This window comes from Nocardia sp. NPDC059240 (genome assembly GCF_042753865.1).
Taxonomy (GTDB): domain Bacteria; phylum Actinomycetota; class Actinomycetes; order Mycobacteriales; family Mycobacteriaceae; genus Nocardia.
The window spans coordinates 1,225,266-1,238,466 of sequence record NZ_JBHZAC010000001.1 but is presented as its reverse complement, the minus strand read 5'-3'; the positions used below and the strand labels follow the sequence as shown (position 1 = coordinate 1,238,466).

Here is a 13,201-nt window from a genome sequence, read left to right as displayed (position 1 = left end):
CAACTACCCCGTCCACCACACCGCCCCACCCCGCCCACGCGAGCCACCGCCGTACCCCACCCACCCCCCCCCCCCCGCCGGGGGGCGCCCCTTGACCACCCCCCCCAAATCCCCCCCCCCGCCCCGCGGGGTCACGACACCCCCCGAAGAAGCTCGCGCCACACCCCCTCGCGGTGGCGCGACGGTGCCGTCACCGTGGGTCTGTGCTGGGCAGTCCACGGTGACGGCACCTTTTCTCGAGATCGGGTGTTAGCCGATCCATTCGGTAAGTGACTCATCTTGCGACAATGCTCGAGCGTCGCGGCAGGGCAGGATTGTCGGCAGCGGGGCCCATCGGTGTCCGTCTCAAAGCTGTTGCGGTGCAAGGGAAATAATGCCTGTGACCGTCAACGAGCTCGCGCCACGACCTGCAACGTGGCGTGTCGTGTGTCGTCATCGCGTACCAATTCCAGCCGCCCACGCGGTGGCGACACACCCCCGAAGCTCGCGCCACAGGGTCAACGCTGACCCTTGCCTACCCACTCAGTGGCGCGCCTGCCGCCACCGCGGTTACCCCCTGCGGTGGCGGCAGATTTCGTTTCTCACACCGGCACTGTTGGGCGTTACGCGTCAACGTCGTGTCGCGTGAACCAACCCACACAAGGAGGTGCTGGTGGCTGAGTCTGGCTTGCGGGAACGCAAGAAGCGGTCTACCCGTGCGGAGATCGAGCAATGCTCGCTGAAGTTGTTCGTCGCCAGCGGATTCGCAGAGACCACCGTTGACCAAATTGCTGAAGCGGCCGATGTATCGAGCCGCACCGTATCCCGATACTTCGCGAACAAGGAGCAGATAGTCCTCGACGGTCTCATCGCCCCAGAACTCCCTGACGCGATCGCTGAGGCTCCAGCTGAGCTGGGCCCGATCGCGGCTGTACGAGCTGGAGTTTCGCGGCTGTATGCGACGCACCCTGACGCTCGCGCTCGGTACACACTGATCGTCAGGACGCCAGTGCTGCAGAACGCGCTCTTCGATTCCTTCCGCCGGTCCACCGAGGCATTCGAGGAAGGAATTGCCCGGCGCCTCGATCGTCGGGTCGACGACCCGATGGTGTCGACATTGGCGGGCGCGATCACGGGAACCTTGCTCTCGACCTTCACCACGTTGGTCCGTAGTGGCGCTACGGAATTCGAGAACTACCTGGTTGAGGTGGATCGTAGGCTGGGGCAGCTTGACACGCTGTTCCAGATATGACTGCTATCGCCGTCGTAGCTGCGCGACCGTGGTTCGGGCCTGCTTGATTTGGGCACTTGTCAGTGGGGGAGACGGGATGGCGAGTGCACGGGTGGATTCGCCGCGCATTCCGTTGAGGATCAGCGCCAGGTATCGCCGCCAATTGTCTGGGGCTACTTGATGAGTGAACGCCGCGACGCCCTGAACCATCGAGATGGCGCTCCAGATATCAACCACGGTGATCTCTTGCCGCACAGCGCCCCCGACGCGGGCGCGCCCAAGCAAGTTGTCGAGCGCGGCATTGACGGAGCCCTGGTACAGATCGAAGTCCATTGAGTTGGAATCACATCCGGTCAGGGCACCGATGAAGGCGCGGTTGCCGGCAATCAATTCACAGGTGTACTCGAGCATCTGAACCAGGCCGAGCCATGGATCCGGATCCCTGGCACAGTCGCGAACGATGTCGCCGATCCGGATGAAGTAATCGGAGAGAATCTCAATCGCGAGATCCTGCTTGTTGTTGAAATGCCGGTATACGGTGCCGATCCCCACTCCTGCCTCCGCGGCGACATCATCGAGAGTCACACTGCTGCCATGGCGCGCGAGTAGCTTGTCCGCGGCGTCGATGATCCGGTTTCGATTGCGTGCGGCGTCCGCCCGGAGGGGCCGCGAATACATCGCGGTTCCATGGTCTTTCGTCGGCGATTCGCTCATGTCGGCTCCCATGGTTGGACGGAGCTGGAGGAGGCAATGGAGTTCGAATATGGATGTGCCGTCATCGCGCTGATGACGGTTAGCGCGATGACGGCACGGCGCGCCACGCGAGAGGTTGCGGCGCGGGTCTTTGGTGCGGGAGTCAGCGCCCGCGGATTTCGGTGGTCGCACCCTTGTCGGACGAGGCATATCTGATACCGGCGACGCGTGGTGTCTGAAGCCCGAGGGAAGTGAGGAGCTCGGGGCCGGGCCCGTGGGTCAGTAGGCCCCCATCGACGACGATCGATTCGCCGGTGATGAACTCCGCGTCCTTGCCGACCGCGAATGCCACGACACCGGCGACCTGGTCGGCGGTGCCGTGCTCGGGCCAGGGCTGCGCGTTGTCGAGCGCCGCCGCGAACTCATCGTCCACGCGCCCCGAGATGGGCGTGGGGATGACACCCGGGCTGATCGCCACGACTCGAATACGGTGCGGAGCCAACTCGAGAGCGGTGGTTCGGGTGAGGGCGATGACCGCCGACTTGGCCGACGAATAGGCGTGGGTTGCCAGACCCGCGGTGTAGCCGGCCGCGGACGCGATGTTGATCACCACTCCGGGGAGCTCCTGAGCCAGGAATGCGCGAGCCGCATGCTTGGTGCCGAGGAACACTGCCCGCAACAGCACTGACTGGGTGAAATCCCAGTCTCGGGCGGATATTTCGGTCAGAGGGCCGAATGCCCCCGCGATCCCGGCGTTGTTCACCATCACGGAAAGACGGCCGAACCGCGAAACAGCGGCGTGGATTGCGCGCTCGATGTCAGCTTCATCGATGACGTCCGACTGCTCGAAGTGAATCGCGTGGCGGTACCCGGCTTCCTCGGCGAGGCGAACGGTCCCATAGCCAGCTTCAATGTTCAGATCGGCGACGACAACACCGTATCCCTCCTCCAGCAGGCGGAGCGCGATTGCCCTGCCGAGGCCAGAACCAGCGCCCGTGACCACGGCGCCACCGAGCCTGGGCAGCTCAGTTTTGTTCATTCCCAACACCTTTCACAAGCCGTATGTCTTGGCGATGATGTCGCGCTGGATCTCGGCGACGCCACCGCCGATTGTGATGGCCATGGCCTGACGGAATTGGCTCTCCATCCCGAACTCGACCGCGTAGCCCGCACCACCCATCAGCTGCATTGCCTCCAGCGTCGTGCGCTTAGCGAGCTCGGCGGCCTGCAGCTTGGCCATCGATGCCTCGCGCGGGTAGGTCTTACCCGGGTTCTCGTCGACCAATCGGGCGATGCCGTACACGAAATGCCGTGTGGTTTCGATCGCCGTGGCCAGGTCAGCGAGGCGATGGCGGACTGCTTGGAAGCTGCCGATCGTCTGCCCGAATTGCTTGCGCTGCTTGACGTATGCGAGCACGTCGTCGAACGCTCGCTGCGCGCGGCCGACACCCTGTGCGGCGCAGAGCAGTCGCTCGTGGTTGAGACCGGCCATCAGCTGGCGCCACCCGTTGCCAGCCGTGCCAAGAAGTCGATCGGCGGGGACGGTGACGTCGGTGAAGAAGACTTCGTTCACCTCACTCCCGCCCATTGTGTCTATGCCACGGATCGTCAGGCCCGGCGTGTCGGTCGGGACACTGATCATGCTCAGGCCCTCGTGCTTGTCACTCTTGGGGTCAGTGCGGCACACGACGAGCAGGTGGTCGGCGACGTGCGCTGCGGTGGTCCACATCTTCTGCCCGTTGATGACGTAGTGATCGTCGACGAGTACGGCGCGGGTGGACAGATTGGCGACGTCGGAGCCTGCCTCAGGTTCGCTCATCGCGATGGCTTCCACTCGCCCAGCGCAGATCCCGCCGAGGATTTCCCGCTTCTGCGCTTCCGTGCCGAACCGCTCGTAGGGTCCGCAAACGATCATGCTGACACCGAGTCCGGCGACGGGAAGCAATCCGCGGTTGGCCTCCTCGATCATCAAGCAGAGCTCGACGGCCCCGCCGCCACCGCCGCCGTAACTCTCCGGAACCGCGACGCCGACGTAACCGAGTTTGGCGAGCTTCTCGTAGATGTCGCGGTTGTGACCACGGAATCGCTCATCGGAGAGGGCGGTCAGCTGCTCCCGGGTGCCGGCCTCTCGCTCACAGAACTCCCTGAGCGCGGCACCGAAAGCGCGCTGCTCCTCCGTCAGGATCACGGACAACGAAACCTCCATTGGTTGGACCTGACCAGATCGTACTGTCGCGATGTCAGTAGAACAACCCGCATGGGTCGATTATCTGGGCATTCTTGACCTGGACGCCACTCCAAGGCACTCCCGGCGATCACGGTAGGGGGATGCGGGAATGTCTTGATATCGCCTCTAGCTGCTTCTATCCGGGTCTACTTGGTGAACTAGGTGGAGTGGAGGTCTCCACTTGCGGTACTGTCGTGATGTCAGTATCTTGTGTGAGGCAGATCTCGCTAGACATCGGATCCGACTGAGAACAACCGTCGGAACCGCGCAAGGAGGCGTACAGATATGAATGCGAATGCCGGGTCAGAGCAGGGGGCGAATGCTCCGGTCGACGAGGTGGAAGCGATAGTCGTCGGCGGTGGATTGTCCGGCATCCGCACAGCGATCGCGCTGAAGCAACAGGGCTTGGACAAGATCGTGATCCTGGAGCGGGGTAGCGAACTGGGGGGAGTGTGGCACCAGAATCGCTACCCGGGCGTCGGGTGTGACGTACCGTCGCCCGCGTACAGCTACGGGCTGCAACCTGCGAACTGGAGTCGGCTCTTCGCGCGCGGCAATGAGATTCGCGGCTATCTCCAGCAGGTCGCGGCCGACTACGACATCGTCAAGGACGTACGGCTCAACACCGAGCTGCTCGACGCCGCATGGGACGACGTCACGCGCCGGTGGGTATGCACGACCACCGTGGGCGAATTCCGCGCCCGCTTCCTGGTTCTGGCCACCGGGGTATTCGAAACCAAAACCGTCCCAACGATTCCCGGCGCGGACCGGTTCACCGGCGAGATGTTCCATTCCACGGATTGGCCCGCCGACTTCGACCCGACCGGCAAGCGCATTGCGGTCGTTGGCACGGGAGCCTCCGCTATCCAGATTGTTCCGCAGATCCAGCCGAAGGTTGACCGGCTCGTCCTGCTGCAACGCACCCCCGCGTGGATCGTGCCCAAGCCTGATCTTGTCCATGCTCAGGTAGGGAGCCGCCGAGCGCTGTTCAGGCAACGATTCCTGCGAGCCGTTCTCCTGGGTATTTCTGAGGCCTTGGTCGTGACCACGATGAAGCCCCAGTACGCCTTTCTGCTCGAGCGGGCTGCACGTTGGCACCTACGCAAGTCGGTCGCTGATCCCGAGCTGCGGGCCAAGTTGACTCCGGATTACGCCGTCGGCTGTAAGCGGATGCTGTTGTCGAGCGAGTTCTACCCTGCGGTGGCGGCCGAGAACGTCGACTTCGTCGACTCCGGTATGGCTGAGATCCGCGACAACTCAGTGATCACATCCGACGGGCGAGAATTCAAAGCCGACACCATCGTCTTCGCCACCGGATTCGCGTTCGGACAGCAGGTGCTTCAGCGCGTGCGTGGCCGGGACGGGCGTGTTCTCGCCGAGAAGTTCGCTGGCACGCCGCGCACCTACCGCGGTACCACCATGGCCGGATGTCCCAACGCATTCATGGTCGCTGGGGCGAACAGCGGATCCGCTTCGGTGCCACTGACCGCCGAAGCACAGTCGCGATACATCGCATCGGCAATCGCGACCATGCGTGAACAGGGGATCGAGACCGTCGAGGTGCGACAGGAGGCCGAGGACGACTGGAACCGTTACAAGGACGCCAAACTTGCCGGTTCGGTGTGGAATGCAGGCGGTTGCACCAGCTTCTACGTAAACGATGACGGCATCAACACGGCGGCATGGCCGGGCTCTATGCGGAACCAGGTGAAAACTCTGCGCCGGTTCGACGTGGAGAATTACACGTTGACCTATGCCGCTGATCGTTCGGGCGCTGAGTCATCGGTGGCCGTCGTGCGATAGCCGACAATCGCTCCGCCCGAGTTCCCGTTCGGAGGGGAACGGGGACTCGGGCGGGTCATTGAACGGTGTAGCTCGAGGAAACGTGAGCGCGATGGCTATTTCGAGCGGGTATTTTTCGCCGGATCCAATACGGTCGGCGCGACGTCTTGAGCCAAGGCGAGTAGCGCCTTGGTGAGCATTAGGAGTACGTCGTCGCGTGAAAGGCGGTCACGCCGAAGCCACTCATCGACTGCCGTTTCGGCCATGGACTGGAAGGCGCGGATGATCGCACGGGCGGGTCGCGTTGCGCCGCCGGGCAATTCGAGCAACTCTGCCATCCGGGCGGCCCATGCCTCTCGACCGTCCTCGAGGATATCCTCGATTTCCCGATCGTTGTTGATCGGTCCGGCCTCGAAGATGGTCATGAACGTGCCGCGGTTCTCCCAGGCCAGGTCGAGCCAACCGTCAAGAGTGTGGCGAATCTGGTCTTCGAGCGTGCCACGACGTTTACGTACCTTCGGCGGTGCCGGCAGGCGTGCGAAGTTGCGGACCACCTCGACATACAGGTCGCGCTTGGTGCGGAAGTGGTAGTGCAGGTTCGGCCGCCCGATGCCCACCGCCTCCGCGATCTCGGCGGTCGAGACCTCCGAGTAAGGCCGCTGGGAAAAAAGCCGCTGTGCAGTCTCGATGATCTGCTTGCGGCGTTCCTCCGCATCCATTCGGACGCGGGGAGCCTTCGGTGAGTCAGTGGCGCTGGTTGCTGGCACGTTCACGATGTTACCTGGATGCGCCGAGCTACTGGCATAAAGGCAGTAGTGGCATTTCTGCACCTATATGGCTGGCTTGGGGGCGAACTGGCGGCGACAAGGGAGCGGCTCCGCCGTTTGGGGGAGCGTACGCGGGCTGCGGGTGAAAGCCCTCAATAGCCCGTTGAGCTGGATCGATGTGCCGATTTCGTTGCTCGAGGACGATCATTCGATGACTTCAAAACTCTTTCGATACTGACCAGATGTCAGTTACACTTCTCATGTCGCCGCACTTCGTCGTCGAAGGCGGTTGTTCGAAGGGAGCGCACGCCAATGAACCGGAACTCTGACCGCTCAACACCGATCGGAGGGCCGTTGGTCCCGGACCTCCTGCGGCAGTTGCCTGGAACCGAGAGCATGATCGAGCGTCCGGATGGCACCAAATTGTGGGGTGTAGCCGCCGGTACTGGCCCGGATGTGCTCTTGGTGCACGGATTCGGCGTTCCGGCCGAGAGCTACTCGATGGTTCAGCCGGCCCTGGTTTCCGCCGGTCGACGGGTCGTGGCCTACGACCAGCGCGGACACGGCCGGTCCAGCTGCGGAGCGGATGGAATTGGCTCCGACCAATTCCGAGGGGACCTACGCGCGGTTGCCGACCACTACGATCTGCGAGACGCGACTCTCGTCTGTCACTCGATGGGCAACTTCGTCGCGCTCGGGCTGCTCACCGATCCGGTTTTTCGCAAACGGATCAGCCGTGCAGTGTTGGTGAGCCCCATTACCGGCAACTCGTCCAAGGGTGCGCCTGGCGTGGTCGTGCAGGGTCCACTGATCCAGTTGGGGCTCGCGCAACGCCTGGCGAGTGGCCGGAGGGTCGGCTCCATGATGGCAGCGCAGAGCCTCGGACCTGGGCCGTCGCCGGTGGTCCTAGAGGCGTCCCGGCTGTCGATGGCCGCTATTCCCACTGTGGTGGGTCCAGCCGTCACGATGCTTCGCAAGGAATCAGTCGAGGGTGTGCTCCCCGACATCGATCTGCCGCTGTATGTCCTGACCGGCACAGCGGACCGCACCACCCCGTCGTGGCACGCAGAGCTGATCGTCGCGCGCGCTCAGGATGCGCGTATCGACTACGTCGCAGACGGGGGACACATGCTCAATTGGGAAGCGCCGGAACACATTGTGCGCGCTGCCCTTGAAGAGTGGGTCGACTGATAGCCGTCGGGCACGCCGCCGACCCCTCAAACAGTTCACGAAACGGCCGCGTCAGACGGTGAGGAGAAACGAAAACCCATGTCAGTCATGGCTCAGCAGCGAATCACGATCAGCGATTTGGTCGCCCGGCATGCTCGGAGGATCCCGGATCGCGTCGCATATCGATTCGAAGGTACGGATCGCACGTATGCGGCGCTGGACGATCGGGTCAACCGTCTTGCCAACGCGCTGTTGGAGCGCGGCGTTCGGCCGGGCGATCGCATCGCGGTGCTCACCCTGAACAACATCGAGACCGTCGAGGCGTATCTGGCGTCCGCACGGATCGGCGCCGTCACGGTTCCGGTGAATTTCCGGTTGGCCGCCGACGAGATGGCCTACATCCTGAACGACAGCGGCGTCTCGGTGATCATCGCGGATGATGTGCTGGCGCCCGCCGTCGACAAGGCGCGGGAACAGGTGGCCGGTCTCCGGCACCGCATCGTCATCGGCGGTGGGCAACCCGAAACTGGTTGGGAGAGTTTCGGTTACGTTCTCGGGACGTCGTCGGCCGCCGAGATTCGCATCGAGGTGGACGAACACACTCCTGCCTTGATCATGTACACCTCGGGCACGACCGGTCGCCCGAAGGGTGCGGTGCTCACCCACTACAACCTGCTGATCCACACCACCAGCTTGCTCATCCATCTTTCGTACCCGCGGGACTGTGACGTCTGGCTGGCGGCGACTCCGCTGTTTCATATCGCCGGCGTGGCGGGCATATTGCCGCCGTTGTTCCGTGGTGACAAGACGGTGATCTCCAGGATGAGCGCGTTCAACGCCGGAGACACGATCGAGCTGCTTGCGCGCGAACGCGTCAACGTCTGCAACTTCGTGCCTGCACAATGGCAGTTGATCTGTGACAGAACAGATATCGGCGAGTACGACCTCTCGGCTTTGCGGGCTGCGGCCTGGGGGGCTGCCCCGGCGACGCCGGCGTTGCTTCACAAGATGATGGACGCGTTCCCGGGCACGATGTTCTACAGCATGTTTGGAATGACCGAAACCAGCCCGGTGACAACGGTTCTCATGGGCGAGGATGCCCTTCGGAAGATCGGATCCGTGGGCACGCCGATGTTGAACGTGGAAGTCCGTGTCGTCGATGCCGAGATGAACGATGTTGCGGTCGGTCAAGTGGGCGAGATCGTGTACCGGGGGCCCACGGTGATGCGCGAATACTGGAAGAACCCGACCGCGACAGCGACGGCTTTCCACGGTGGTTGGTTCCACTCCGGCGATCTCGTCCGACAGGATGAGGACGGCTACTTCTATGTGGTCGATCGGCTCAAGGACATGATCATCTCCGGCGGCGAGAACATCTACTGCGCTGAAGTGGAGAACACCATCGCAGACCACCCGAAGGTCGCGGATGTGGCGGTGATCGGTGTGCCGGACGAGAAATGGGGCGAGGTGCCATTGGCGGTGGTGGTTGCCACCGACCTCGAGGAGCCTCCCACGGCTGCGGAGATGGAGCAGTGGTGTCGTGAACGACTCGCGGTGTACAAATGCCCGCGGCGCCTGGTGGTCCTCGAGGCGCTACCGCGGAATGCCAGCGGAAAGATCCTGAAGACCGACCTGCGTAAGCACTTGGAAATTCACTGAGGCGTAGCCGATTTCGCTTCTGCTCACTATCGATGGCGTGAGTAGGCGATCACCGCTCAGGCCACCCGGACGGGCCTGTCGTTCGAGGTCGCGGACCCGTTCGCGATCTTTATTGACAACATGTCAGTATATGTAGATAGTGAAGTGGGGAATGTGGGGTCTCTACTGACTCTGCGACAGAAAGGAATGTTTGTGTGACTGCCGAGGCATTCATTTACGACGCCATCCGCACGCCGCGCGGCCGTGGCAAGGAAAGCGGTTCGCTGCACGGAATCAAGCCGGTTTCACTGCTGGTCGGCCTGATCGACGAGCTGCGCAAGCGGCACCCCGGCCTCGACCCCGCAGGGATCGAGGACATCGTGCTGGGCGTTGTCAGCCCGCTCGGTGATCAGGGTGGATGTATTGCGCGCACTGCTGCGCTCGCCGCCGGTCTCCCGGAGACGGTGTCCGGATTTCAGCTCAACCGATTCTGCGGCTCCGGTCTGGAAGCCGTGAACGTCGCCGCACAGAAGGTGCGCTCCGGCTTCGAGCAGTTGGTGATCGGGGGTGGCGTCGAATCGATGTCGCGGGTGGCCATGGGCTCCGATGGCGGCGCCATGATGAACGATCCGGCCATCGCGTATGACACCTACTTCGTCGCGCAGGGCATCGGTGCCGACCTGATCGCCACCATCGAAGGCTTCTCCCGCGAGACGGTCGACAGATACGCGGTGCGTTCGCAGGACCTGGCGGCAAATTCGTGGTCCAACGGCTACTTCGGCAACTCGGTCATCCCTGTGCTGGACCAGAACGGTGTGACGGTCCTCGACCGTGACGAGCACATGCGACCGGGAACTACTGTCGAGGATCTGAGCCGCCTGCGCCCGTCGTTCGCGGCCATGGGTGACATCGGCTTCGATGCCGTGGCACTGCAGAAGTACCACTGGGTCGAGAAGATCAACCACGTTCACCACGGTGGCAACTCCTCCGGGATCGTTGATGGCGCGGCGCTGGTACTGCTCGGAAGTGAGCAGGCGGGCAAGGACTTCGGGCTCGTCCCGCGGGCGCGCATTGTCTCGGCCGCCACCTCGGGCGCGGACAACACGATCATGCTCACCGGCCCGACTCCTGCGACGCGAAAGCTGTTGGCGAACACCGGATTGACCGTCGATGACATCGACTTGTTCGAAATCAACGAGGCTTTCGCAGCCGTCGCTCTGAAGTACCAGAAGGACTTGGGCATCCCGGACGAGAAGCTCAACGTGAACGGCGGCGCCATCGCCATGGGGCACCCGCTGGGCGCGACTGGGGCGATGATCCTCGGAACAATGGTGGACGAGCTCGAACGGCGCGAGTTGCGCCGCGCCGTCATCACGCTGTGCATCGGCGGCGGCATGGGCATCGCGACCCTCATCGAACGAGTGTGACTCTCAGCAGGAAAAGGAAGATCGACCACACTATGAGCGACAATACGATTCGCTGGGAGTCCGGAGCCGACGGCATCGTCGTGCTGACCATGGACGACCCGGCCCAATCCGCCAACACTATGAACGACCGCCACGTGGCGTCCATGCAAGCCGTGCTCGAGCGTCTCGAGGCGGAGAAGGACTCGATCACCGGCGTCATCCTGACCTCGGCGAAGAAGACCTTCTTCGCCGGCGGCGATTTGAACGACCTGATCGCGACCAGCAAGGAGAACGCCGCCGAGTTCTTCGCCAACACCGAAGCCATCAAAGCCCAGCTGCGCCGGCTGGAGACGTTCGGCAAGCCGGTGGTCGCGGCGATCAACGGTGCCGCGCTCGGCGGCGGACTCGAAATCGCCCTGGCCACTCATCGCCGAATCGCGCTGTCGGACAGTCGCATCCAGATCGGCCTGCCCGAAGTGGGCCTGGGTCTGCTGCCCGGCGGGGGTGGCATCGTGCGAACTGTGCGGATGCTGGGTGTGCACAAGGCGCTCACCGACGTCCTGTTGCAGGGGCCGCGGCTGAACCCGGCCAAGGCGCAGGAAGTGGGACTGATCGACGAGGTCGTCGACAGCCCGGAGGAGCTGCTCGCGTCCGCGCGCAAATGGATCCTGGACAATCCGGCACCGGTACAACCCTGGGATGTCAAGGGATACAAGATCCCTGGTGGCACCCCCGCGAACGCGAGTTTCTCCGCCACCCTGCCGCTGGTGACCGCTGGTCTGCGGAAGCAGATCAAGGGCGCGAATCTGCCTGCACCGCGGGCCATTACAGCAGCGGCCGTCGAGGGCAGCCAAGTCGGTTTCGACGTCGCCTCGACGATCGAGTCGCGCTATCTGACCGAGCTGGCTACCGGCCAGGTCGCGAAGAACATGATCCAGGCGTTTTTCTTCGACATGCAGCACATCAAGTCCGGTGGCTCACGGCCGGAGGGCTATCCCAAGCAGTCCTTCGCCAAGGTCGCTGTGCTCGGTGCGGGCATGATGGGCGCTGGCATTGCCTACGTCTGCGCCAAGGCGGGCATTGACGTGGTGCTCAAGGACATGAGCATCGACGCCGCGAGCCGCGGCAAGGACTACTCGGTCAAGCTCGTCGAGAAGTCGGTTGCCCGTGGGCAGATCTCCCGGGAGAAGGGCGACGAACTGCTGGCCAGGATCCACCCGACCGATCTGTACGACGATGCTGCCGGTGCGGATCTGGTGATCGAGGCGGTCTTCGAGGACCCGTCGATCAAGGAAAAGGTGTTCCGCGAGATCGAGCCGGTGGTTGCGGGCGACGCGCTCCTGGGTTCGAATACCTCGACGCTGCCGATCACCGGCCTTGCCGAAAGCGTCTCTCGGCCAGCCGATTTCATCGGCATGCACTTCTTTTCGCCGGTCGACAAGATGGCCCTGTTGGAGATCATCGTCGGTGAGAAGACCAGTGACGCCACCTTGGCCAAAACGATCGACCTCGCCCAGGCAATCGGGAAGACCCCGATCGTGGTCAATGACCGCCGTGGGTTCTTCACCAGCCGGGTGATCATGCAGTTCGTCGCCGAGGCTATCGCCATGGTCGGCGAAGGCGTGGAACCGGTGTCGATCGAACAGGCCGGTATGCAGGCCGGATACCCTGCCCCGCCGCTGCAACTGCAGGACGAGCTCACCCTCACCCTTGCCCGCAAGGCCCGCGAGGAGACCAAGGCCGCAGTGCTCGCCGCGGGTGACGAATGGCCCGAAAGCGGTTCGGAAATCGTCGTGGACCGCCTGATCGACGAATACGGCCGCGGCGGGCGCACCGCCGGCGCCGGGTTCTACGAGTACGTGGACGGCAAACGCGCTGGCCTGTGGCAGGGCCTGTACGAGCACTTCCGGAAGCCCGGCTATGAGATCCCGTTCGAGGACATCAAGGAGCGGATGCTCTTCGCCGAGGCGATCGAAACGGTGAAGTGTTTCGACGAGGGCGTGCTGCGATCCACCGCCGACGCGAACATCGGGTCGATCCTGGGCATCGGTTACCCGGCTTGGACCGGTGGCGTTGTCCAGTACATCAACGGCTACGAGGGAGGTGTGGCCGGATTCGTCGCCCGTGCACAGGATCTGGCCGCCAAGTACGGCGAACGGTTCCAGCCCCCGGCCAGCCTGATCGCCAAGGCCGAGGTCGGCGAGGTTTTCGCCTGAGTCCCCGTCGCGGCGGCACAGACCAGGATCGGGGGGCCGCGCCGGTGCACCACCCCCCGCACGCCAGGGGGGGGGGGGACAAGAGGGGGAGG

Annotated in this window: 10 protein-coding genes; 6 read left to right on the top strand and 4 right to left on the bottom strand. The window is 63.5% G+C overall.

The features are described 5' to 3' along the window. The first annotated feature begins 652 nt into the window (after nucleotides 1–652). Nucleotides 653–1,231, top strand: a complete 579-nt coding sequence (locus ACFXHA_RS05790) for a TetR/AcrR family transcriptional regulator (protein ID WP_379353305.1) — start codon at nucleotides 653–655, stop codon at nucleotides 1,229–1,231. Nucleotides 1,232–1,234: 3 nt separating this feature from the next. Here the strand turns inward: ACFXHA_RS05790 and ACFXHA_RS05785 are convergent, their stop codons facing one another. The 3 genes from ACFXHA_RS05785 to ACFXHA_RS05775 form a co-directional block, all read right to left on the bottom strand. Next, entirely contained in the window at nucleotides 1,235–1,924 is a 690-nt protein-coding gene (locus ACFXHA_RS05785; RefSeq protein WP_379353303.1) for a TetR/AcrR family transcriptional regulator, read from the bottom strand. Between the two features lie 142 nt (nucleotides 1,925–2,066). Continuing rightward, nucleotides 2,067–2,942: an SDR family NAD(P)-dependent oxidoreductase gene (locus ACFXHA_RS05780; RefSeq protein ID WP_379353301.1), complete on the bottom strand. Its 876-nt coding sequence runs from the start codon at nucleotides 2,940–2,942 to the stop codon at nucleotides 2,067–2,069. 12 nt (nucleotides 2,943–2,954) lie between these two features. Beyond that, on the bottom strand, nucleotides 2,955–4,097 hold the full coding sequence (locus ACFXHA_RS05775; protein ID WP_379353299.1) for an acyl-CoA dehydrogenase family protein: 1,143 nt from the start codon (nucleotides 4,095–4,097) through the stop codon (nucleotides 2,955–2,957). A gap of 318 nt (nucleotides 4,098–4,415) precedes the next feature. Between ACFXHA_RS05775 and ACFXHA_RS05770 the strand changes: the two genes are divergently transcribed. Continuing rightward, a complete protein-coding gene (locus ACFXHA_RS05770) occupies nucleotides 4,416–5,933 on the top strand; it encodes a flavin-containing monooxygenase (protein WP_379353297.1) in 1,518 nt (505 codons plus the stop codon). Between the two features lie 95 nt (nucleotides 5,934–6,028). Here the strand turns inward: ACFXHA_RS05770 and ACFXHA_RS05765 are convergent, their stop codons facing one another. Further along, nucleotides 6,029–6,631, bottom strand: coding sequence for a TetR/AcrR family transcriptional regulator (locus ACFXHA_RS05765; protein ID WP_379353295.1), 603 nt, complete (start codon nucleotides 6,629–6,631; stop codon nucleotides 6,029–6,031). A 444-nt stretch (nucleotides 6,632–7,075) separates the two neighbouring features. On the opposite strand from ACFXHA_RS05765, the gene ACFXHA_RS05760 reads away from it, so the two are divergent. The 4 genes from ACFXHA_RS05760 (at nucleotide 7,076) to ACFXHA_RS05745 (ending at nucleotide 13,109) form a co-directional block, all read left to right on the top strand. Then, a complete protein-coding gene (locus tag ACFXHA_RS05760) occupies nucleotides 7,076–7,870 on the top strand; it encodes an alpha/beta fold hydrolase (RefSeq protein WP_379353293.1) in 795 nt (264 codons plus the stop codon). Nucleotides 7,871–7,948: 78 nt separating this feature from the next. After that, entirely contained in the window at nucleotides 7,949–9,508 is a 1,560-nt protein-coding gene (locus ACFXHA_RS05755) for a long-chain-fatty-acid--CoA ligase (RefSeq protein ID WP_379353291.1), read from the top strand. A gap of 194 nt (nucleotides 9,509–9,702) precedes the next feature. Next, nucleotides 9,703–10,914, top strand: coding sequence for an acetyl-CoA C-acetyltransferase (locus tag ACFXHA_RS05750; protein WP_379353289.1), 1,212 nt, complete (start codon nucleotides 9,703–9,705; stop codon nucleotides 10,912–10,914). Nucleotides 10,915–10,946: 32 nt separating this feature from the next. Further along, nucleotides 10,947–13,109 carry a 3-hydroxyacyl-CoA dehydrogenase NAD-binding domain-containing protein gene (locus tag ACFXHA_RS05745; RefSeq protein WP_379353287.1) on the top strand — a complete coding sequence of 721 codons (2,163 nt, stop codon included), beginning with the start codon at nucleotides 10,947–10,949 and terminating at the stop codon, nucleotides 13,107–13,109. Nucleotides 13,110–13,201 lie beyond the last annotated feature (92 nt).

Excerpts from the sequence above, each read along its gene's own strand:
- ACFXHA_RS05785 (WP_379353303.1), bottom strand. The coding sequence starts at position 1,924 with ATGAGCGAATCGCCGACGAAAGACCATGGAACCGCGATGTATTCGCGG.
- ACFXHA_RS05780 (WP_379353301.1), bottom strand. The coding sequence starts at position 2,942 with ATGAACAAAACTGAGCTGCCCAGGCTCGGTGGCGCCGTGGTCACGGGC.
- ACFXHA_RS05770 (WP_379353297.1), top strand. The coding sequence starts at position 4,416 with ATGAATGCGAATGCCGGGTCAGAGCAGGGGGCGAATGCTCCGGTCGAC.
- ACFXHA_RS05765 (WP_379353295.1), bottom strand. The coding sequence starts at position 6,631 with ATGGATGCGGAGGAACGCCGCAAGCAGATCATCGAGACTGCACAGCGG.
- ACFXHA_RS05760 (WP_379353293.1), top strand. The coding sequence starts at position 7,076 with ATGATCGAGCGTCCGGATGGCACCAAATTGTGGGGTGTAGCCGCCGGT.
- ACFXHA_RS05755 (WP_379353291.1), top strand. The coding sequence starts at position 7,949 with ATGTCAGTCATGGCTCAGCAGCGAATCACGATCAGCGATTTGGTCGCC.
- ACFXHA_RS05745 (WP_379353287.1), top strand. The coding sequence starts at position 10,947 with ATGAGCGACAATACGATTCGCTGGGAGTCCGGAGCCGACGGCATCGTC.